This is a genomic window from Ureibacillus chungkukjangi, assembly GCF_044795995.1.
Taxonomy (GTDB): domain Bacteria; phylum Bacillota; class Bacilli; order Bacillales_A; family Planococcaceae; genus Ureibacillus; species Ureibacillus chungkukjangi.
Genome location: NZ_CP085009.1, coordinates 824,066 through 846,147, shown reverse-complemented (window position 1 = coordinate 846,147; position 22,082 = coordinate 824,066). Strand labels below are relative to the sequence as shown.

Sequence of the window (22,082 nt, the reverse complement as noted above, 5' to 3'; positions counted from 1 at the left end):
CTTTCTTTATGTTATTCGATGTTTAAAATAAATGAATAGATACTAATGCCAACTAGTGCAAGTCCTGCTATCCATTTCAAAGCATCACCTTTGATTCTCAAACGACTTTTTGCAATGTATAAGGATATATAGGATAGAACAAAAGTCCAAATTCCTGCACTGATAATAAATAAATACTTTTGTAAATTTAGCATACCAAAAGAAATGCTTACTGAAAAGGTGTCTAAACTTGCAGTTATTGCTAAAATTGCGATTGGAATAGCAATTGTTTGTCGATTTTTTGTCGAAAGTATTAATTGTAGACCAATTGAAAACAGTAAGATGCTCGAAACTAGATTAGACCATTGTAATAGGATATGTACCATCCAACTCCCTAAAGTAAAACCAATAATTGGAAATACCATATGTAGAAGGGCTGTCCAAAACGAAAGGAGGAAACGCTGTTTAACATCTGGTAGTAGCAGGTAAAGCGCTACTACATCTAATGCTACAATAAGTCCCGTTATTATTTCCTGCAATATAGTCCTCTTTCCTTCATAAGTTTTCTACTATCTTATGCCTGTCGTTCCTCTAATATCAATGGATTCTCGTCACTACTCGATTAGGTGCTAAAAGCCTATTTATTCTAATGAAGTAACATTTCGCTACTAAGCCTCTTAGACTATTAAAGTGATTACTTGTTAAGCTGCTAATTTAGCATTTATTTGAGCGAACGAAGTATTCGAAGCTGCAGAACCAACTTATTATCTCCACAAAAAAAACTTCACTTCTGACCCTAAGGACAAAAGCAAAGCTTCAGTTTACTATTTATACCAATTCCCACCCGCGGCTTTTTCTAGGCGATTCATGATGGCAGCGCCTACTCCTTGAATTGAAGTTGTTGTAGCAAGGATGATTGTGGCCTGTGTTTTATCACATGCTCTTAAATCATCGTACAACTTAGAGCTCATCATCTCTTGATCTCCCTCTTCTCCATATGGAAAGAAAAAGTCGGCACCTAAGTTTTCAAAGGATAACGGTGCAAGCAGGGCAATTTTTTCGCCTTTATTACTCAGCTTACTAATCGCTTCACTTACAGTCATTTGATCACTTTCGATTAAATACACTGGTGCGTTTGGCGCGTAATGCGTGTATTTCATGCCTGGTGCTTTGGGAGTTGAATCTAGCTTTTCCTGTAATTTAGTCGGTTGGATTACTTCACCTATTACTTCCTCAAGCATTTCCTTAGTAACACCACCTGGACGCAGAATGACTGGTGGATTTACCGTTATATCCAGTACCGTTGATTCGATTCCGATGCCTGTTGCTCCTCCATCTAAAATCAATGGAATTCGGCCCTTTAAATCTTCTTCCACATGTTCAGCTTTTGTAGGGCTTGGCTTCCCACTTCGATTGGCACTCGGTGCTGCAACTGGTTTTTTTAGCTTTCTTAGTAGGTCCAGTGCTACTTCATGATCAGGCATGCGCATTCCTACTGTTGTTAGCCCTGCTGTAACACTTGGCGCGAGTATGCCTGGTTTAGCCTTCATGATTAACGTCAATGGTCCTGGCCAAAAAGTATCCATTAGCTTTAACGCATTTTCGGGAATTTCTTCTATGAAATTTGCAACTTCTTCTATTGTTCCAATATGTACAATTAATGGGTTATCTGACGGACGGCCCTTTGCTTCGAAAATCTTTTTTACGCCCCTGTCGTTCGTTGCAACTGCTCCCAGCCCGTAAACCGTTTCAGTTGGAAATGCAACAACTTCCCCATTATTTAACAAATCCACAGCTTGTGTATAACTTTTCTCACTATTCGAATTATTATCCACAAGTAATCGAATCGTTTCCATTTTACCCCTCCTTTTCTATAGGCGCCTAAGAGGATTATGTGGATATGTGCAGGTTAATGTGCATAACTTTCAGAATATTGTTAATAACTTTTAAGCAAAAAGCTTTTTCACCCATTCCCACACAATAAATGTTACCTTTGCTTCTTCCTCTTCTTCATCAGCCTTCTTCGCTTCTTCCTTCTCCGAATCTTTGTCTGCCTTACGCTCACAAACATTCGCGAAGATGGTACACCACCAGTTATCCCCACGTCCCTCACCAATTGTTAACACAAGTGAGTTATAGTGATATTGTGGATAAAACATATTGGATTCTAATTTAGGTGGTATTAGGTTATCCCCAACATTGATTTTTACATCCTGATCTGCATAATTTTTTTCCACAAAAGTAGCTAATTCAGCATAAACCTCATCATTATCAAGTTGTGCCTGTTCATTTTGTTGAATCTGTGTTAAGAAAGGTGTTAGGTTTTCCACCATTTCCGTCTTCAACTGCTGATCGGCATCTGTATTACTATTTGCTACCACTCGAATTTTCAAACTATCATCAACTAAGTTACTTCTAGTTTCATAGACTTCATCAACCATATTCGGTACTAAAATAATAGAACACATAATTGCAACTGCAAAGGCAACTAATTTTAAAAGGCTTATAATTGGATGAATCTCATTTTTATTATCAACACTTGTAATCTCGTAATCATTTAACATTTTAAATCCCTCCCTGACATCATAATTGTCAGATTGAGAGATTTTTATACATCAATTTCACAAAAAACTATACGATTTTTTTTGTTAATATCTTTTACGATTTCAATTTTACCCTGTGGAAAACTAGATTTGAAGAAATTCGCTACAGCTTCGCCCTGTGTATAACCTATCTCAACACCGATTAAAGCTCGTTTTTTTACTAGATTCGGTAATTGCTCAGCTAGTTTCCTATAGAGTATCAATCCTTCCTCCTCCGCAAAAAGTGCAGAGTGGGGTTCATGCTCTAAAACCACCTCTGACATTTCCTTTGCCTCTTCAAATGCAATATAAGGAGGATTCGATAAAATAACATCCCACTTTTCGTTTTCTATAGGAGCCGTTAAATCTCCTAAACGGAAATCAATATCTGCATCAAGGTTTTGCGCATTGATTTTTGCGGTTTCAAGAGCCACCTCTGATATATCAGTCGCGACCACCTCAGCAGCTTGCCATTCTTTTTTCATAGTAATGGCAATAGCGCCACTACCCGTTCCAATATCAGCGAGTTTCAACTCAGCTTGATCACCGAAAAGCTTTTTCATCCGTTCTTTTGTTCCTAAAATTAACTCCTCTGTTTCTGGACGAGGAATTAGCACCGATTCATCTACCGTAAAGGTTCTACCATAGAACTCTTCCACACCTGTAATATATTGAACTGGACGACCAGTAGCGTGTTCCTCAACGTCTTTTTGAAATTGGTGCCATTTTTCTTCATCGATTCTATCGTGCATTCGCATCATTAATCCCGAATAATTTGTTTCATAAAGATGCTGCATAAGAAGTCTAGCAGCATTTTCGTCACGACCTTTGTCCACTAAAAAAGAAGAAGCCCAATTAAGGGCCTCAAAAATTGTTTTATGCTTCATCATTTAAGTGGGAAAGCTTTGAAGCTTGCTCTTCTAGCATTAATGCTTCAATGATTTCATCAAGCTTACCTTCCATGATAATATCAAGTTTTTGAAGAGTTAAGCCGATGCGGTGGTCAGTGACACGATTTTGTGGATAATTGTATGTGCGAATACGTTCTGAACGATCTCCTGTACCAACTGCTGATTTACGAGTAGCATCAATTTCCTTTTGAGCTTCCTGCATATACTTATCAGCAACACGAGCACGCAAGATTTTCATAGCCTTCTCACGGTTTTTAATTTGAGAACGCTCATCCTGCATCGATACAACCACACCTGTTGGAAGATGGGTCATACGAACAGCTGACATCGTTGTATTTACGGATTGCCCACCCGCACCAGATGATGCAAATGTATCAACACGGATATCTTTTTCATGAATGTCAACATCCACTTCTTCTACTTCTGGTAAACAAGCTACTGTTGCAGTTGAAGTATGGATACGACCTTGTGACTCCGTTGCTGGAACACGTTGAACACGGTGAGCACCGTTTTCATATTTGAACTTCGAATAAGCTCCTTGACCGTTAATCATGAAGATTACTTCTTTATAACCGCCCATTGGATTTGGTGTAGCTTCCATAATATCAATTTTCCAGCCTTGTGTTTCTGCATAACGCGTATACATACGGAATAGGTCGCCTGCAAAAATATTCGCTTCATCTCCACCTGCAGCACCACGAATCTCCATGATAACGTTTTTATCATCATTCGGGTCTTTCGGTATAAGCAGAATACGAAGACGATCTTCTAGACCAGGAATACGACTATTTAATTCATTAAACTCTTCTTTTACCATATCATGCATATCTGGATCTTTTTCGTTATCTAGCATTTCTTTTGTGTCTGCTAGTTGTTGTTTAACATCTTTATATTCACGATATACTTCTACCATCTCTTGAATATCCGATTGTTCTTTTGAATACTCACGAAGCTTTTTACTATCGCTAACGATAGCTGGATCGCTTAGGAGTTCATTTAATCTTTCATAACGGTCTTCAACCGCCTGTAATCGATCAAACATGGGTTCACCTCTAATTTATTAGTATCAATATTTTTAGCATATTCCCTTTAAGGTAAGATGCAATAATCTTTTAATCGTTTATAATGCCACATTATATGCGCATTTGTTTTCCATAATAAATTATATATGTCAAATGATTAAAATCCAAGTTTTTACTTAAGTGTTGTTTTTATAGTGGCGGATTTGCATGACACTCACGGCATACAGGATAATATGTATCATTGCCACCAATGTGAATTTGCTCACCAGTGTATACTGGCTTTCGGTTTTCATCCACACGTAAATTCATGGTTGCTTTTTTATGACAGAACCAACAGATTGTTTTCATTTCTTCAATTTTGTCAGCATAAATCAGCATATAGCGACTGCCTTCAAACAGTTCATTTTGGAAGTCATTTTTTAAACCAAAGCCCATCACTGGAATTTTTAAATGATCTACGATTTTGGCTAATTGTAGTACATGATCTTTTGATAAAAATTGCACTTCGTCCACTAAAATACAGTATAGTTCTTGTGGATAGTTTTTAACATAGCCAAATAAATCAGTGTCATCAAATACTGGTATCGCCTGGCGCTTGAGTCCAATACGGCTAGATACATATCCTACTTCATCTCGCGTATCGATTCCTGAAGTAAATATTAATACCGGCTTATCTTGTTCTTCATAGTTATGTGCAACTTTAAGAATTTCAATAGACTTTCCGCTGTTCATTGCTCCATGTTTAAAAAATAATTGCGCCATTCCAACAAACCTCTTTCTAAGTTGTTCTCCATAAACATTATCAATACATGAAAAAGTGCCTTGAGATGGTGACTCAAGGCATACTTATTTGAAATATCCTTTATATACATAGTATATCGCATAACCTACTGTTTCTACAATTATTCCTTGAAAGTCTGACAATTTGAGCTTGTGGTTGTATCTATGAGGAGTTTAATAATAATAATAATAATAGAAATTTTCTTATACGGGGTTTATTTCAAAATATATGTACTTTCTTAATTTGCCAAATAAAAGGAATAATTCTGCTTAAATTGTTAAATATCCATTTATTCTTGAAAATAAAGGAAGTTTTTATCATTATATTGGCTAAATCTTTGAATTTCGGCTTATTTTAAGCAATTAACGGGAAATCTTTCGCTTATATTGCTTATTAAGTGCTCTATATCTAAAATAACCAAAATTTCTTCTCTTATCAGTTCTCTCGAAAATCAATAATGTATAAGTGAAGAGAGACGGTACAATAAACGAGCAGATCCACAAATACTTACCTTAAAACAAAAAACACCTGCTCCAGTAAAATACTGGGCAGGCGTTTTATAGGTCTTACTTGATTCCGTATTTTTTGTTGAAACGATCAACACGGCCGTCAGCAGAAGCAAACTTTTGACGTCCAGTATAGAATGGGTGACATTCGTTACAGAATTCTACAGTAATTTTTTCTTTTACTGAACCTGTTTCGAATGAGTTACCGCAAGAGCATGTTACTGTTGCAGTTTTGTAATCTGGATGAATTCCTTGTTTCATATTCGTTACTCCTCTCGCCCTGAACCATCTGGAACAGAGTTGTTATTCGAACTGTACCTTACGTAACCCGAATATGCCAGTCACATATGTACACGTTTCATACTTAAAAGATTATAGCAAGAAATATTATTGAACGCAACAAAAAGATAATTGGTAAAATTTAATCGTTAATTCGAGGTCAAAAAATAGATTTTTTGAAACTCGGAATTAAAGCAATCCTTTACCCTTAGTTGCTTTTTTCATGTCATTATCAAGCTTTTCAAAGAATTCTTCGTTGGATTTAGATGTACGTATTTTTCTTAAGAAACGCTCTGCAAAGTCTGGTGCATCTGAAAACGTTTTACGAATTGCCCATAATTTTTCTAATTGCTCAGAAGGAATAAGCAATTCTTCTTTACGTGTTCCTGAACGACGAATATCAAGTGCTGGGAAGATACGACGTTCCGCTAAATGACGGTCTAAGTGAAGCTCTAAGTTCCCTGTTCCTTTGAATTCCTCATAGATTACTTCATCCATACGTGATCCAGTATCAACCAGTGCAGTTGCTAAAATTGTTAAACTGCCGCCTTCTTCAATATTACGTGCAGAACCGAAGAAACGCTTTGGTCTGTGGAACGCAGCCGGATCAATACCACCAGATAGAGTTCGTCCACTTGGAGGAATTACCAAGTTATACGCACGAGCTAAACGTGTGATGGAATCCATTAAAATAATAACATCACGCTTATGCTCAACCAGACGACGAGCACGTTCTAAAACTAGCTCTGCTACTTTCACGTGATTTTCTGGTACTTCATCGAATGTAGAGCTTACGACATCTGCTTTTACTGAACGCTCGATATCCGTTACTTCCTCTGGACGTTCATCAATCAACAGTACGATTAACTCAGCTTCAGGGTAGTTCGTTGTAATTGCATTCGCAACTTCTTTTAAAAGTGATGTCTTCCCTGCTTTTGGCGGGGCTACGATCAATCCACGTTGTCCAAATCCAACAGGTGCAACTAAGTCCATAATTCGAGTAGACAATTTATTAGGCTCTGTCTCTAATTTTATATGGCGATCAGGATATAGTGGTGTTAATGCTGGGAAGTGAACTCGTTCTTTTGCGACTTCTGGGTCTTCTCCATTCACTGCATCCACTTGAAGCAATCCAAAATAGCGTTCATTTTCTTTGGGTGGACGAACCTTACCTGATACCTTGTCCCCATTTCGAAGATCGAAGCGACGAATTTGGGAAGCAGAAATATAAATATCCTCTTTCGATGGAGAATAGTTGATAGGTCTTAGGAATCCAAAGCCTTCTTGGTTTACAATTTCAAGTACACCTTCCATGAAGAAGAAGCCTTCTTGTTCAGAGCGTGATTTTAAAATTGAAAAGATTAACTCTTTTTTTGTTAATTTACTATAATAAGAAACCTTGTAATCACGTGCAAGAGAATATAACTCTTTTAAGGTCATATTTTCTAATTGCGATATAGTTAAAGTCGACATAGCATATCTCCAGTTCTTTTAAATTTCCATCTATTTTTATACACAAAAAGCAAGTGTAGTTGATGAATATCTGCACAAGAAAAATATCGATTTAGTGCATTTGGAGCCACCTATCGCATTTTTCTATCATTTTAAGTTGTATTTCAGTAGGGTTTTTATAGTAAGAAAGAATAGTAGGAAGATGCCTGATTTTAGAAGTGGAGATTTAATGTGGATAGATGTGGTTATCCATAAGAACATCCGGTTTGTGATCAGGCATCATTTGTTTGAAGTAATTTATTTTTATTTTACATAGCTAGGCTTTTTGTCGATGTTGTGGCGTCCTTCAACAAAACGGACAGTTCCTGTTTTCGCACGCATTACTAAAGAGTTTGTTAAACAGTATGAACCTTTATATTGAACACCCATCATCAATTCGCTATCAGTAACAGCTGTTGCTGCAAAAATCGCATCGTCACCTTTTACTAAATCCTCTAGGTATAATACTTTGTTTACGTCAATTCCCATTTTTTCGCAACGTGTAGCTTGAGCATCGTCTTCTGGAAGTAATCTTGCTTGGAAATCTCCGCCTAAGCATTTTAATGCAACAGCTGAGATAACTCCCTCTGGAGCTCCGCCAGTACCGAACATAATATCAATACCAGTTTCGTCAAATGCAGTATTGATAGCTGCACTTACATCACCGTCTTGAATAAATTTAATACGAGCACCTGCTGCACGAATTTCCTCAACGATATGCTGGTGACGAGGGCGATCTAATAATACTGCCACTACATCTGCAATTTCTTTGTTTTTTGCTTTTGCAACTGCATGAAGGTTTTCAGTAACTGAAGCTGTAATATCTACTTTACCCGCTGCTTCAGGACCTACTGCTAGTTTTTCCATATACATATCTGGTGCGTTTAATAGGTTTCCACGATCTGCAATTGCCAGAACCGTCATTGCGCCATTTGTACCTTTTGCAACGATGTTTGTTCCTTCAAGAGGGTCAACCGCAATGTCTACTTGTGGACCGCCATTGCGAAGGCCAAGTTCTTCACCAATATAAAGCATTGGTGCTTCATCCATTTCACCTTCTCCAATTACCACGGTACCATACATTGGGATTGTATCAAATAATGCTCGCATTGCAGTTGTCGCTGCTTCGTCTGCTTCCTCTTTTAAACCGCGTCCCATCCATTTTGCAGAAGCGATTGCTGCTGCTTCAGTTACGCGTACAACTTCCATCGTTAAACTACGTTCCATTCTACATTTGCCTCCCGATTTCGGCCTTAGTCAAAATTGCCGAACTATATGTTACCACTATTGTAACATATTTTGTTAATTCATTACGGATGAATTCTATTTATATTATTTTGCTCGTTTAATTGCGCTTGTTGTTATTGTTTCTCGACGTATATCTGCACCAATTTCACAAAGCTTTTCTATTAGTGAGCTATATCCACGTTCAATATGATGGATATCCTGGATTTCAGTCTCGCCTTCAGCGATTAAGCCTGCCAGAACAAGTGCAGCTCCTGCACGTAAATCTGTAGCTGTCACTGTAGAACCATGAAGCTTCGATGGCCCTTGAATGATTGCTGAATTCCCTTCAACTCTTGCGATTGCATTCATACGACGTAATTCATCGATATGTTTAAAACGCGCTGAATAGATTGTATCTGTTACCTTAGATGCCCCGTTTGCTTGAGTCATTAACACTGAAAGGGGTTGCTGTACATCCGTTGGAAAACCAGGATAAACAAGCGTTTTCACATCACATGCTTGAAGAATGTCTGAACGATGAATATACATACTTTCTTCGCCTTCTTCAATTTTCACGCCCATTTCACGCAGCTTTGCCGTTACGGCTTCAAGGTGGAAAGGAATAACATTATCTACCGTTACCCCATCTCCAATCGCTGCAGCCATAATCATAAATGTTGCTGCTTCGATGCGGTCAGGAATAATTGTATGATTTGTTCCATGTAATTCATCTACGCCATCAATACGAATAACACTCGTACCTGCCCCTTTGATATTAGCCCCCATATTTGTTAAGAGAGTTGCAACATCAATGATTTCAGGCTCTTTTGCAGCATTTTCGATAATTGTACGCCCTTTTGCACGGACTGCCGCTAGCATAATGTTAATTGTGGCACCAACACTTGCTACATCCAAATAGATTTTGGCACCGATTAACTCATCAGCACGAAGATAAATCGCACCATGCTCATTTGTAACTTTTGCACCGAGTGCTTCAAAGCCTTTTATATGCTGATCAATTGGGCGAGGACCTAAGAAGCATCCACCTGGCAATCCGATCACTGCTTTTTTGAAACGACCTAGCATTGCCCCCATTAAATAATAGGAAGCACGAAGCTTTTTCACATTACCATTTGGTAAAGGAATTGCCTGCATTTCAGTTGGGTCAATAACCATCTGTCCATCTTTAAAAGTAACTTCGCCACCAATTTCTTCTAACAATGCTTTTAGCGTCCAAGCATCAGAAATTTCAGGTATACCGCCAATAGTGACTGAAGAATTAGCTAAGATAGATGCAGGGATTAATGCAACAGCACTATTTTTTGCTCCACTGACTTTTACTGTTCCTCTTAGACGATTTCCGCCATTAATTTTATAAACATCCATATCCGTTCTCCCTTATGATTGGAAAGTTTCACTTATGATAGTCTAACTTGTTTGCTAATCGTTCACTTTCTATCAAATACACCTTTAACACAGTAAACTGAGTAAGGAATTTATATTTGCAGCAGTCGGCAATTTTGGGCCTTCTGCTGCTTCACGATACTTTTGCTACAATGAAATTTTTTAGTATTATTGTTTATTATTTACCAATTTCACAATTTAAAGCTTAAATTTATAAACAATTCTAAATTTTTTCTATTCTCTATAGTATTTCAGTTTTTTATTATGTTGATTGTTAGGGCTTGGTTACTTAGGTAATTGACTAAATTATTCTGCCTAGACGTTGAAATTACTTGCTTTGTCGTTTTTCCCAGTCTGCTAAAAATCCTTCGATTCCTTTATCTGTTAAAGGATGGTGGAATAATTGCTTTAACACTTTAAATGGTGTCGTTGCAATATCCGCTCCAGCTAGAGCTACCTCTGTAATATGTTGTGGATGACGGATTGAAGCAGCAATAATTTCTGTTTCGATTCCGTGGATTGCAAACAAATCAGAAATTGTTGCGATTAAGTCCACTCCGCTTTGTCCAATATCATCTAAACGTCCTACAAATGGTGATACATATGTTGCACCAGCACGAGCTGCCATAAGAGCTTGATTTGCACTAAAAATTAACGTTACATTAGTTTTAATGCCTTTTTCAGAAAAGAATTTACATGCTTTAAGTCCTTCTGGCGTCATTGGTAGCTTAACTGTAATATTTGGTGCAATTGCTGCAAGCTCTAAGCCTTCCTTAATCATTCCTTCAGCATCAAGTGAAATAACCTCGCCACTAACAGAACCATTTACTAGCTCTGAGATTTCACGTAAACGCTCATGAAACGAAACATTTGCTTCTTTTGCTACTAATGATGGATTTGTTGTAACGCCTGATAAAATCCCCCAAGCATGTGCTTCTTTAATTTCCTCAAAGTTTGCTGTATCGATAAAAAATTTCATTATATTTTCCTCCAAATAATTCAAATTTGTGTCTATAAAAAACTAAGAGAAGGCCGATTGAAAACAATCAAACACTTCTCCTGCAAATCAATATTATATCAAATATGCCTTGGCTGGCTGTTTATGTTGTATGTGGATGCTCCGTATTTTAGATTATCCCTTTTGATTGGACGCGTAATAAGCAGTTAGGTTTCAGTCCTACTTCAATGCTTAACGTCTCCAAATACTAGCCAAGACTTTATCTCCACGATGAATCAAGTACATTTCACCCTTGAAATGAAGACAAAATAGAAAAGCAGTTCATCTTATTATTTACATGAGTAGTTTACATTTTCTAAGTAAAATAAACAATTCTGCTTCCTTACAATTAGTTGTGTTGGCTAATACAATCTTCTTGGCTCATTAAAAATTAAGCTTTTTGTGAGCTGCCGAATACACGCATTTTGCCGATAACTGTTTCTTTAATAGCATCACGAGCTGGTCCTAAATATTTACGTGGATCGTAAACAGTTTTGTTTGACTCGAAGATTTCACGAATTACATTTGTTGCTGCGATTTGATTTTCAGTATTTACGTTGATTTTAGCAGTACCCAATGAAACAGCACGCTTGATTTGCTCGTCTGGAATACCAGTACCGCCATGAAGTACTAATGGCATATTAGTTTCTTCACCAATTTGTTTCATTTCATCAAAGCCTAATTTTGGTTCACCTTTGTAAGGACCGTGAACAGAGCCTAATGCAGGTGCTAGGCAATCAATGTTTGTAGCCTCAACAAGCGCCTTACATTCAGCAGGATCAGCGTACATAATACCACCAATAACGCCATCCTCTTCGCCACCAACTGTCCCTAGCTCTGCCTCAACAGAAACTCCTTTGGCATGAGCATACTCAACAACCTCATTTGTAATTCTCACATTTTCATCAAATGAGTGATGTGAAGCATCAATCATTACAGAAGTAAAACCAGCATCTACCGCTTCCTTACATTTATCAAAACTTGAACCATGATCCAAATGAATTGCAACAGGTACAGTAATTTTATAACTTTCCATTAATCCTTTAACCATGTGCACAACAGCAATGAAACCACCCATATATTTCCCCGCACCTTCAGAAACGCCAAGGATTACAGGAGACTGCTCTTCTTGTGCAGCAAGTAAAATCGCTTGAGTAAATTCAAGGTTATTAATATTAAATTGCCCTACAGCATAACCCTCATTTTTCGCTTTAATCAACATTTCTTTCATAGATACTAATGGCATATACGAAAATCCTCCTCGGACAGCTAAGTAAATTAATAAGATAATTATTCCAGGTTTAATCATAGCAAAAACCATCCCGTCTCTCAAGTTCTAAGAGACGGGATGGTTTTCTGCGCCGAAAGCTTGCGACAGGCGCAAAATCTCTAAACTTTTCGCTAAGCATCCTTCCAAAGCACCTGAGCTCGCGAAAGGTGCTAACTCCTTAAACTCATTCAATGAACAATACCCTTCTGCACCTTGAGCTCGCGAAAGGTGCAAAATCCCTTACAGAAGTCGTTTCTTTTCCGTCTCTCAAGTTCTAAGAGACGGGATGGTTTTCTGCGCCGAAAGCTTACGACATGCGCACAATCTCTAAACTTCTTCGCTAAGCATCCTTCCAAAGCACCTGAGCTTGCGATAGGTGCTAGCTCTTTAAACTAATTCAGTGAGCATATCCTTCTGCACCTTGAGCTCGCGAAAGATAAATCCCTTATAAAACTAAATCCCTTACAGAAGTCGTTTCTTTTCCGTCTCTCAAGTTCTAAGAGACGGTATGGTTTTCTGCGCCGAAAGCTTACGACAGGAGCGAAAATCTCTAAACTATTTCGTTAACCATCCTATTATCGACCTGAGCCTGCGATAGGTGCATCCCTCAAACTCATCCAGTGAGCATACCCTTCCGCACCTTGAAAGGTGCAAAAATCTCTAAACTTTTTCGCGAAGCATCCTTCTATCTCACCTATGCTTGCGATAGGTGCTCCGGTCTCTAATCTCAACAAGGAATGGCTTTTTACTATTAAATAATTTTCACGCTAAGAAAAAACAATTAATCGTTCAATAAGGCATTCACTTCGTCTCTTACATCCAATATATTAAATGGTTTTCTAAAATACTTTGTCATGCCCCACTGCGTTGCTTCAGTAAGAATCTCTTCTTCTTCAAAGGCAGTCATCATAAACACTGGCATTTGATGTTTTTTCTCACGTATTCTCTTTAGAATTTCTATTCCGTTCATGCCAGGGATTTTCATGTCTAACATGACACAGTTTATCTCTTCATTATCAACAATATTAAGCGCTTCCACTCCATTTGAGGCTTGATAAACCTTATACCCTTCTCTTGAGAATACTTCATTTAATAAAAGGCGAATTCCTTTTTGATCATCTACGATTAATATTTTTTTCACAGCAACTTCCCCTTAACGTGATATAATTTTAGATGTAATATTATTCCATGAATTCCATTCCCTACATTAGCCTCTTTTAAACATACTTTTCGATTATTTTTGTAAAAAATCCTTTAATCCTTCACAAAATCTTCATGTTTTATTTTTTCTCAATAAAAATTTATAATACATGTAGAGGTGAAATTATGTCTAAGATACTTTCTACTCAAATGAGTGGATTATTTCAAAGAATTATACAAAGTGAAGAAGAAGCAATTGAAGAAACTTCACGTTTATTGGCCCAAGCAAGTATTGGCCAAGGAAAAATCTATTTTGCTTGTTTTGGTGAGTTACAAGCAATTGAACTGAATGCATTACATGGAGCCGAACCATTTACTAACCTGAAAAGCTGGTCTCCCTCAATTTCTTTAACTGAATCAGATCGAGTTTGCATCTTTACAGCAAATAGTGAAAACCCTGAAGCTTTAAGTCTAGCAAAGGAATTATATGATAGCTTTATTCCATTTTCTGTAGTCTCAAGTGAACCAAAAAGTGATTCAAATGAATTAAGTGAACTTGCCTATACGTATGTATCCATGAAAGTGCGAGGTGGAATCTTGCCGCACCCGACTAGATTGGGTGAACGTGTCGTAATTCCCTATCTCATGGCTGGGCTTTTTGTTTATGAAGCGATCAAATTAAATTATGACGAAATGATTTCTGATGACGACGAATTATAATTTTTTCTTAACCTCTTTTCCACTATGAAAAGAGGTTATACTATACTTAAATATTATAATACTAAATTTATATAAAAATACTAGATTTGTAATATTTTTCTTACATAATTATTTAAAAAAGACTTCTTTCTATAAATAAGTAATAGAAAGAAGTCTTTTAATATTAACGGTTATTGAATGCTGCACCAACAAATTCACGGAATAGTGGTTGTGGACGTTGAGGACGAGAGATTAGCTCTGGGTGGAATTGACATGCCACAAAGAATTTTTTCTCTGGTAATTCAATGATCTCCACTAGCTTGTTATCAGGGCTTGTCCCTGAGAATACAAGACCTTCAGCTTCCATTGCTTCACGGAACTCATTGTTGAACTCATAACGGTGGCGATGACGTTCATAAACTAACTCATCATCATAAGCTTGTGCTGCACGTGAGCCTTCAACTAGCTTACATGGATATAAACCTAAGCGTAATGTTCCACCTAAATCCACCTCATCACTTTGGTCTGGTAAGAAGTCGATAATTGGATAAGCTGTTTCTTTATTTAGCTCAGTAGAATGTGCACCCTCTAAACCAAGTACATGACGAGCAAATTCAATTGTAGCTAATTGCATTCCTAAACAAATTCCTAGGAATGGGATATCATTTTCACGTGCAAATTTGATAGCAGAGATTTTCCCTTCAATTCCACGGTCACCGAATCCACCAGGCACTAAAATTCCATCTGCATCTTTTAATAATTCATGAACGTTTTCTGCATTTACATGCTCCGCGTTAATCCAGTCCACTTCAATATCAGAATCATATACATATCCAGCATGCTTTAATGCTTCTACGACAGAAATGTAAGCATCTTGAAGCTCTACATACTTACCAACTAAAGCAATACGCGTTTTTTGTGAAAGATTTTTCACTTTCGTTACAAGCTCTTTCCAATCCGCCATATCAGCTTCAGGTGCTTCGATACCAAAATGTTCAAGAACGATATCATCGAAATCTTGAGCATGCAGGTTTAATGGAATATCATATAACGTTTCTGCATCGCGAGATTCAATAATATCACGTGGTTTTACGTCACAGAATAAAGCTAGCTTGTCTTTCATTTCATCCGATACAGCTTGTTCTGTACGAACGACAATTATATTTGGTTGAATCCCTAGTGAACGCAATTCTTTTACAGAGTGCTGAGTTGGCTTCGTTTTTAACTCACCAGCTGCTGCAATGTAAGGAATTAATGTACAGTGAACATACATTACATTGTGGTGACCTAGGTCAGTTTTCATTTGACGGATTGCTTCAAGGAATGGAAGAGATTCAATATCCCCTACTGTTCCACCCACTTCAGTAATTACGATATCCGCGCTTGTTTCACGACCTGCACGCTGAATACGATCTTTTATTTCATTTGTAACATGAGGAATTACTTGAACAGTTTTACCGTTGTAGTCGCCACGACGTTCTTTCGCAAGCACCGATTGATATACACGGCCAGAAGTAACTGTCGAGTGTTTACCTAAATTAATATCGATGAAACGTTCATAGTGACCTAAGTCTAAGTCAGCTTCAGCACCATCGTCTGTTACGAAAACCTCACCGTGCTGATATGGACTCATTGTACCTGGATCAATATTTAAATATGGGTCAAATTTTTGGATTGTAACCTGTAACCCACGATTTTTTAATAGACGTCCTAATGATGATGCTACGATCCCTTTACCAAGTGAAGAAACTACCCCACCTGTTACAAAAATATACTTCGTCATTGCTAATTCCTCCTCATACTACTATTGCTATTTATTAGAAAACTCGGCTAATCGAAAAGGTCTACAGCGATTAGACATAGTTGCACTTATGCGAATAAGAAAGTTTCATACTTTCTTAACCGCTAAATAAGAAAGCTTGAACACTCTAAATTAATCTTTACATAATCATTCATTCCCAATTTCTCAATTTCAAGTCTAGAATTTGAAACTTTGAATAGGTTTCCTCAATGATTTGTCTAAAGGCTGTTTAAAGTTTTCAAACTAAATATGGAGAGTTTTTCGTATTTACTACAGACCTAGAAAAAACAAAAAAACGCTCCTCCTGCATGATTGCAGAGGGAGCGTGATTGGTTCACGGTCATTCTCCATCTTGAATGGAGCCCAAGTAAAAGATTATATGGAACACCAAAAGAAGTCAAGTGCTTTAATAAAGATAAGTATTTTTCGAATAATTTAAGCAAATGGATGATTGTTCTATGGTCAAGCTTATATATCCACCTTTAGCTCTCACACCCATCAAACAAAAAAGCGCAGATAGTGGCAATTTTTCTGCCCTATCTACGCTTTCTAGGAAGCACTATATTATTTTTCTAGCTCTTCGTCTAAATCTTCTTCTTCTTCTTCTTCTTCAGCTTCTTCTTCGTCATCAATGATGAAGCCGTCTTCTTCTTCGATTAGATCGTCATCAATGTCAGCGTCTACTTCATCAATGCTGTCGATTTCTTCTGCAACGAAGTCTAAATCTTCTTCTTCCTCTTCGTCTTCTTCAACCTCTTCATCAACAAACTCTTCGAAATCTTCTTCAAATACTAAGTCGTCCTCATCAACGATTAAATCTTCCTCATCGTCTGCAGACGCTTTAGATTTACGTTTGCGCGCTTTAACAGTTGGCGCTGTTTCTTCTTCGATTGTTTCAACTTTGTACCATTCACGTAGTCCCCAGCCATTTTCATGGTTTAAAAGGAAACGTCCATCGATATTCATATCTGTATAAAATTGTACTAGTCTATCTTGAATTTCAGCATCAGACATACCATTTAAATTTTGAATTTCTTTTAATAAGTCTTGGAATGCAAGTGGTGATTTTCTCTCTTCTAAAATTGCATAGGCTAAGTCAATTAACGATTCTTCTGCTAATTGTTCTTTTGTCATTTCACGAATATCCAAATCGTGCACGTCCTTTCTATTAGTACAATTAAGTAGCACTATTTTGTTCAAAACACATTTGTAGTAAGCGATAGACTTTTCTCTATCACTATTTCAATTGTTGTAGTTATCTACATTAGAAAACTTTGCTTTTTCACTAAAGCTATTGAAGCTCTAACGACACTGTTACGGATAAAATGGTAATATCCCCTTTTTGTGAACAAAGATAATACATATCTTAAACATAATATCCATTATATACAAAGTGCTATACACTATGCTAGTTTCATTTACTCTTTTTTATTTTATATATTTCTTTAATTCCTAAATAAAATAAAAAAACTGATAATATCAATAGTGGAACGGATCCTAATTGCTTATCATACAAGAAGAAGGTGCCAATCAGACACGCCAAAATGATTATGTAATGTAAGTACTGTTTCAGCAATCGTAATCCTTCCCTTCTGTCCCATCTATTATAGCTAATTTCAAAAAAATAGTACTACTTTTCTCACCCATAATTAGCACTATTTTTTCCCTAAATTAACTAATTAATAAAATTATCTCATATTTAATGGTCGGATACCTCCTAAATGTAACCACTTTTTTCACATTTTTATTCAAATTAGAGACCAATAACTGATTTCTTGAAAGGAAGGAAATTAAAGACGCATTTATGTATGAATATTAAACGCTTTAATGAAACGCCCTCTACAATAGCCTTTCCCTTACACATCCCATTAAATAAACACGCCTACTTTTGATATCTCTACCAAAAGCAAGCGCGTTTAGCTTACATATTTCTTCTGTATTGCCCGCCAACCTCGTATAAAGCTTTTGTGATTTGGCCAAGGCTTGCTACTCGGACTGTCTCCATTAGCTGCTCGAAAATATTGTCTCCCGAAAGAGCTACTTCCTTCAGCTTATTTAAGGAAGCCTCACAGTCAGTTTGATGGCTTGTTTGGAATGCTTGTAAATTATGAATCTGCAGTTCCTTTTCTTCTTTTGAAGCACGAGCAATCTGCATGCTATTAATGCTGTCGGCTGTAGGTGGATTTGGGTTTAAATAGGTATTCACTCCGATGATTGGCAGCTCGCCTGAATGCTTAAGGTGCTCATAATACATCGATTCTTCTTGAATTTTCCCGCGTTGATATTGTGTTTCCATCGCACCTAGAACTCCCCCACGATCATTCATACGCTCAAATTCCTCAAGGACAGCATTTTCAACCAAATCCGTTAACTCCTCCACGATAAACGCGCCTTGCAAAGGGTTTTCATTTTTTGATAAACCATGCTCTTTTGTAATAATCATCTGAATCGCCATCGCACGTCGAACAGATTCTTCTGTAGGTGTTGTAATCGCCTCATCATAAGCATTTGTATGAAGAGAGTTACAATTATCCTGAAGAGCCATTAACGCCTGTAACGTAGTACGAATATCGTTAAAATCAATTTCCTGTGCATGTAATGAACGGCCCGAAGTTTGTACATGGTACTTCAGCTTTTGTGAGCGTTCATTTGCATTGTATTTATCACGCATAACAATGGACCAAATTCTGCGAGCCACTCGGCCAATTACTGTATACTCAGGATCTAGCCCGTTCGAGAAGAAGAATGATAGATTCGGTGCAAAATCATCGATATTCATGCCTCTACTTAAATAATATTCAACATAGGTAAAGCCGTTAGCTAAAGTAAAGGCTAGCTGTGAAATTGGATTGGCTCCAGCTTCTGCAATATGATAGCCCGAAATTGAAACTGAATAATAGTTGCGTACCTTGTGATCAATGAAATAGGCCTGTATATCACCCATCATACGAAGAGCAAATTCTGTTGAAAAGATGCATGTGTTTTGCCCCTGATCTTCCTTCAAAATATCCGCCTGCACTGTACCGCGAACAACCTGCAATGTTTTTTCACGCACCTCTGTAAATTCTTCCACAGTAAGCTGTCGACCTAGCTCTTCTTCTGTCTTTCTCACCTGCTGATCGATAGCTGTATTCATAAACATCGCTAAAATAATCGGTGCTGGACCATTGATTGTCATGGAAACCGATGTGGAAGGTGCGCATAAATCAAAGCCAGCGTATAGCTTTTTCATATCCTCCAAGGTACATACGCTTACGCCCGACTCTCCGACCTTACCATATATATCAGGACGATAATCTGGGTCTTCACCATATAAAGTAACCGAATCAAACGCTGTAGAAAGGCGCTTTGCATCATCATCCTTCGATAAATAATGGAATCGTTTATTAGTACGTTCTGGTGTTCCCTCTCCAGCAAATTGACGTTTTGGATCCTCGCCCTCTCGTTTAAATGGGAATACTCCAGCAGTATAAGGGAAATAACCAGGAACATTCTCAGCGTAAACCCAACGTAAAATCTCCCCATAATCCTTAAATTTTGGTAAGGCAACCTTTGGAATTTTAGTCCCTGATAAGGATGTCGTTTTTAATAGTGTACGGATTTCTTTATCCCGAACCTTAGTGACAAATTCATCGCCTGCATAGGATTCCTTGAGCTTCTCCCAGTTTGCAAGAATTCGTTTCGATTCTGCAGTTAATTCAGCTTGCACACCCTCCACCAAAGACTCAAGCGATTTGACTAATGCATCGACTGGTGATTTTTCGAGTAATTGATGAATTGTTCCTTCCAGTTGATAAAGCTTTCTTGCCAAATCAACCTGCTGTGCAGAAGTTTTATGGTAGTTGCGAACCGTATCGGCAATCTCTCTTAAATAATAGCGGCGATTATTAGGAATAATTACATCTTGTTTTTGAGTTTTCACAAATAACTCGTAGGATGTTTTCCAGTCAAAGCTAAACTTTTCATTGATTTTCGTTACAAGAGCGGCAAATAGAGAGTTCGTTCCTTTATCGTTGAATTGACTGGCAATCGTGCCGTAGACTGGCATTTTATCTAACTCTTCGGTCCATAGCTCATGAGAACGCTGGTATTGCTTCTGAACCTGACGAAGTGCATCCTCAGAGCCCTTGCGTTCAAACTTATTGATGACGATTAAATCAGCATAATCGATCATATCAATTTTCTCTAATTGTGTTGGTGCACCAAACTCGCTCGTCATTACATACATCGAAAGATCCGTATATTTTGTAATTTCAGCATCACCTTGCCCAATCCCGCTTGTTTCAACAATAATAAGATCAAAACCGGCAGCCTTTACAATATCAAGCACATCTCCAATAGATGCAGATAGCTCTGTTCTTGAGCCACGCGTAGCTAGACTGCGCATATAAACACGGTTATCGAAAATGGCGTTCATGCGAATTCGGTCTCCAAGAAGAGCTCCTCCCGTTTTTTGCTTTGTAGGATCGACAGAGATAATGGCAATTTTCTTCTCTGGAAATTCGCGTAAAAAGCGGCGAATTAATTCATCAGTTAGCGAAGATTTCCCTGCTCCACCTGTCCCCGTAATCCCTAATACTGGAGTATTCTTAGATTTTTTCCTCGCTTCTTCAACAAGGTGAACCGTTTGCCCATCTCCACCTAATTCTGCGGATGTAATCAAGTTTGCAAGTAATTCCGGTCGATCTGTTGAAAGCTTATCTAGCAGCACTATATTATTCCCTTTCAAGGTTGAAAAGTCTGCTTCCTCGATTTGTTTATTAATCATCCCTTGCAAGCCAAGCTTCATTCCATCCTCTGGAGAGAAGATACCAGCAATGCCATATTCGTGAAGCTCCTCGATTTCCTTCGGTAGAATGACTCCACCGCCGCCACCATAGATTTTGATATGCGGCGCACCTTTTTCGTGCAATAAATCATGCATATATTTAAAGTATTCCATATGCCCACCCTGATAAGAGGAAATGGCAACTGCCTGTGCATCCTCTTGAATAGCAGCATTGACTACCTCTTCAACTGAACGGTTATGTCCAAGGTGAATTACTTCTACACCACTTGCCTGTAATATACGGCGCATAATGTTAACCGAAACATCATGACCGTCAAATAAACTCGATGCCGTTACAAAACGTACATGGTGCTTCGGACGATAGACACCCTTTTTATCTGTATCGTTAGCTTGTTTTATATTTACCATATTTAGTACCCCTTTCAAGAACGTGATTACTTTTTAAAAGCGTGATTTGCGAAGCTTCCATCCCCATTTCGCCTTCGCATACACTTTATGCCTATAAAAAAAACCGCTTCTTTGCAACGTACATACGTATGCTTTTGGCGGTGTTTGAGCTTCATGATTCTTCAAAATGTAAAATTCCAGATAAGCACATCTTTGTTTGGGCAGCTGTATAGTCCTTAATGGTAAAGTGCTTATGTAAGGCCCATTTTCGAAATGCCCAAGCTTGCCCTTGTACAACGATATGATTTGCTGCTAAAAAAACCTCCTTGTCTGATACCTTCAATTGCCCCGATTGTACACAGGCTTTCAGGATTTTTTCAAAAAGTGCAACCATCTCTAATTCCTTCTTTAAAACATAGCTTTGCGCATCCTTTGGCAAGGTCTTCGTTTCTTGATACATAATGGTAAATTCATCTACCATACTATCGATCAACAAAAAGTATTGTTTTATCGCTTCTGTCAACTCTTCAATAGTTCCAGAGCTTGTAGAAATATGAGATAATCGCTGAATCACTTGATGATAAATATTGTCGCAGACTAAATAAAGGACATCCTCCTTTGTACGAATGTATTCATACAAAGTTCCGATGCTAAATCCGGCAGCTTTGGCAATTTCTCTTGTTGTGGCACGATGAAATCCTTTTTCTTTAAATAATTTCAACGCTCCATCAACGATTTGTTTTCTTCGAATTTCAATGAGACCCTCATCCTTAACAGATGATTTAACTAAGATTTTCTCATTTTGTTCTGTCATTGA

Annotated in this window: 18 protein-coding genes; 1 reads left to right on the top strand and 17 read right to left on the bottom strand. The window is 37.7% G+C overall.

The window, feature by feature from the left end; genetic code table 11:
- Window positions 1-11: 11 nt before the first annotated feature.
- The 13 genes from LG296_RS04315 to LG296_RS04255 all read right to left on the bottom strand — a co-directional run bounded on the left by LG296_RS04315 (window position 12) and on the right by LG296_RS04255 (window position 13,590).
- Window positions 12-518, bottom strand: a complete 507-nt coding sequence (locus tag LG296_RS04315) for a manganese efflux pump (protein ID WP_107932486.1) — start codon at window positions 516-518, stop codon at window positions 12-14.
- A 285-nt stretch (window positions 519-803) separates the two neighbouring features.
- A complete protein-coding gene (locus LG296_RS04310; protein WP_107932485.1) occupies window positions 804-1,835 on the bottom strand; it encodes an L-threonylcarbamoyladenylate synthase in 1,032 nt (343 codons plus the stop codon).
- Window positions 1,836-1,925: 90 nt separating this feature from the next.
- The gene (locus LG296_RS04305; protein ID WP_107932484.1) at window positions 1,926-2,543 is read right to left on the bottom strand and encodes a stage II sporulation protein R; all 618 of its coding nucleotides are present in this window, start codon (window positions 2,541-2,543) and stop codon (window positions 1,926-1,928) included.
- Window positions 2,544-2,587: 44 nt separating this feature from the next.
- Window positions 2,588-3,451 carry a peptide chain release factor N(5)-glutamine methyltransferase gene (gene prmC / locus LG296_RS04300; protein ID WP_107932482.1) on the bottom strand — a complete coding sequence of 288 codons (864 nt, stop codon included), beginning with the start codon at window positions 3,449-3,451 and terminating at the stop codon, window positions 2,588-2,590.
- A complete protein-coding gene (gene prfA, locus LG296_RS04295; RefSeq protein ID WP_107932480.1) occupies window positions 3,438-4,514 on the bottom strand; it encodes a peptide chain release factor 1 in 1,077 nt (358 codons plus the stop codon). Before prfA ends, prmC begins: the two co-directional genes overlap by 14 nt.
- A 169-nt stretch (window positions 4,515-4,683) precedes the next feature.
- Window positions 4,684-5,256, bottom strand: a complete 573-nt coding sequence (locus LG296_RS04290; RefSeq protein ID WP_107932478.1) for a thymidine kinase — start codon at window positions 5,254-5,256, stop codon at window positions 4,684-4,686.
- 585 nt (window positions 5,257-5,841) lie between these two features.
- A complete protein-coding gene (gene rpmE / locus LG296_RS04285) occupies window positions 5,842-6,042 on the bottom strand; it encodes a 50S ribosomal protein L31 (protein ID WP_036200092.1) in 201 nt (66 codons plus the stop codon).
- Window positions 6,043-6,249: 207 nt separating this feature from the next.
- Window positions 6,250-7,533, bottom strand: coding sequence for a transcription termination factor Rho (gene rho / locus LG296_RS04280; RefSeq protein WP_107932476.1), 1,284 nt, complete (start codon window positions 7,531-7,533; stop codon window positions 6,250-6,252).
- Between the two features lie 282 nt (window positions 7,534-7,815).
- Window positions 7,816-8,778: a class II fructose-bisphosphatase gene (glpX, locus tag LG296_RS04275; RefSeq protein ID WP_107932474.1), complete on the bottom strand. Its 963-nt coding sequence runs from the start codon at window positions 8,776-8,778 to the stop codon at window positions 7,816-7,818.
- A 105-nt stretch (window positions 8,779-8,883) separates the two neighbouring features.
- The gene (locus LG296_RS04270; protein ID WP_107932472.1) at window positions 8,884-10,164 is read right to left on the bottom strand and encodes a UDP-N-acetylglucosamine 1-carboxyvinyltransferase; all 1,281 of its coding nucleotides are present in this window, start codon (window positions 10,162-10,164) and stop codon (window positions 8,884-8,886) included.
- Between the two features lie 346 nt (window positions 10,165-10,510).
- A complete protein-coding gene (gene fsa / locus LG296_RS04265) occupies window positions 10,511-11,161 on the bottom strand; it encodes a fructose-6-phosphate aldolase (RefSeq protein WP_107932470.1) in 651 nt (216 codons plus the stop codon).
- A 409-nt stretch (window positions 11,162-11,570) separates the two neighbouring features.
- Window positions 11,571-12,425: a class II fructose-1,6-bisphosphate aldolase gene (gene fba, locus LG296_RS04260; protein ID WP_107932468.1), complete on the bottom strand. Its 855-nt coding sequence runs from the start codon at window positions 12,423-12,425 to the stop codon at window positions 11,571-11,573.
- Window positions 12,426-13,230: 805 nt separating this feature from the next.
- A complete protein-coding gene (locus tag LG296_RS04255; protein WP_107932466.1) occupies window positions 13,231-13,590 on the bottom strand; it encodes a response regulator in 360 nt (119 codons plus the stop codon).
- A 185-nt stretch (window positions 13,591-13,775) separates the two neighbouring features.
- Between LG296_RS04255 and LG296_RS04250 the strand changes: the two genes are divergently transcribed.
- Window positions 13,776-14,309 (top strand): DUF2529 family protein, encoded by a 534-nt coding sequence (locus LG296_RS04250; protein ID WP_107932464.1) that lies wholly within the window; start codon window positions 13,776-13,778, stop codon window positions 14,307-14,309.
- Window positions 14,310-14,472: 163 nt separating this feature from the next.
- Here LG296_RS04250 and LG296_RS04245 read toward each other — a convergent pair whose 3' ends face one another.
- The 4 genes from LG296_RS04245 to LG296_RS04230 form a co-directional block, all read right to left on the bottom strand.
- Complete coding sequence (locus tag LG296_RS04245; RefSeq protein WP_107932462.1) at window positions 14,473-16,071, bottom strand: CTP synthase; 1,599 nt, start codon at window positions 16,069-16,071, stop codon at window positions 14,473-14,475.
- Between the two features lie 582 nt (window positions 16,072-16,653).
- Window positions 16,654-17,238 (bottom strand): DNA-directed RNA polymerase subunit delta, encoded by a 585-nt coding sequence (gene rpoE / locus LG296_RS04240; protein WP_181417964.1) that lies wholly within the window; start codon window positions 17,236-17,238, stop codon window positions 16,654-16,656.
- A gap of 772 nt (window positions 17,239-18,010) precedes the next feature.
- A complete protein-coding gene (gene icmF, locus LG296_RS04235; protein WP_107932458.1) occupies window positions 18,011-21,286 on the bottom strand; it encodes a fused isobutyryl-CoA mutase/GTPase IcmF in 3,276 nt (1,091 codons plus the stop codon).
- Window positions 21,287-21,437: 151 nt separating this feature from the next.
- Window positions 21,438-22,079 carry a TetR/AcrR family transcriptional regulator gene (locus tag LG296_RS04230; RefSeq protein WP_107932456.1) on the bottom strand — a complete coding sequence of 214 codons (642 nt, stop codon included), beginning with the start codon at window positions 22,077-22,079 and terminating at the stop codon, window positions 21,438-21,440.
- Window positions 22,080-22,082 lie beyond the last annotated feature (3 nt).

Excerpts from the sequence above, each read along its gene's own strand:
- LG296_RS04310 (WP_107932485.1), bottom strand. The coding sequence starts at position 1,835 with ATGGAAACGATTCGATTACTTGTGGATAATAATTCGAATAGTGAGAAA.
- LG296_RS04305 (WP_107932484.1), bottom strand. The coding sequence starts at position 2,543 with ATGTTAAATGATTACGAGATTACAAGTGTTGATAATAAAAATGAGATT.
- prmC (WP_107932482.1), bottom strand. The coding sequence starts at position 3,451 with ATGATGAAGCATAAAACAATTTTTGAGGCCCTTAATTGGGCTTCTTCT.
- prfA (WP_107932480.1), bottom strand. The coding sequence starts at position 4,514 with ATGTTTGATCGATTACAGGCGGTTGAAGACCGTTATGAAAGATTAAAT.
- LG296_RS04290 (WP_107932478.1), bottom strand. The coding sequence starts at position 5,256 with ATGGCGCAATTATTTTTTAAACATGGAGCAATGAACAGCGGAAAGTCT.
- rpmE (WP_036200092.1), bottom strand. The coding sequence starts at position 6,042 with ATGAAACAAGGAATTCATCCAGATTACAAAACTGCAACAGTAACATGC.
- rho (WP_107932476.1), bottom strand. The coding sequence starts at position 7,533 with ATGTCGACTTTAACTATATCGCAATTAGAAAATATGACCTTAAAAGAG.
- glpX (WP_107932474.1), bottom strand. The coding sequence starts at position 8,778 with ATGGAACGTAGTTTAACGATGGAAGTTGTACGCGTAACTGAAGCAGCA.
- LG296_RS04270 (WP_107932472.1), bottom strand. The coding sequence starts at position 10,164 with ATGGATGTTTATAAAATTAATGGCGGAAATCGTCTAAGAGGAACAGTA.
- fsa (WP_107932470.1), bottom strand. The coding sequence starts at position 11,161 with ATGAAATTTTTTATCGATACAGCAAACTTTGAGGAAATTAAAGAAGCA.
- fba (WP_107932468.1), bottom strand. The coding sequence starts at position 12,425 with ATGCCATTAGTATCTATGAAAGAAATGTTGATTAAAGCGAAAAATGAG.
- LG296_RS04250 (WP_107932464.1), top strand. The coding sequence starts at position 13,776 with ATGTCTAAGATACTTTCTACTCAAATGAGTGGATTATTTCAAAGAATT.
- LG296_RS04245 (WP_107932462.1), bottom strand. The coding sequence starts at position 16,071 with ATGACGAAGTATATTTTTGTAACAGGTGGGGTAGTTTCTTCACTTGGT.
- icmF (WP_107932458.1), bottom strand. The coding sequence starts at position 21,286 with ATGGTAAATATAAAACAAGCTAACGATACAGATAAAAAGGGTGTCTAT.
- LG296_RS04230 (WP_107932456.1), bottom strand. The coding sequence starts at position 22,079 with ATGACAGAACAAAATGAGAAAATCTTAGTTAAATCATCTGTTAAGGAT.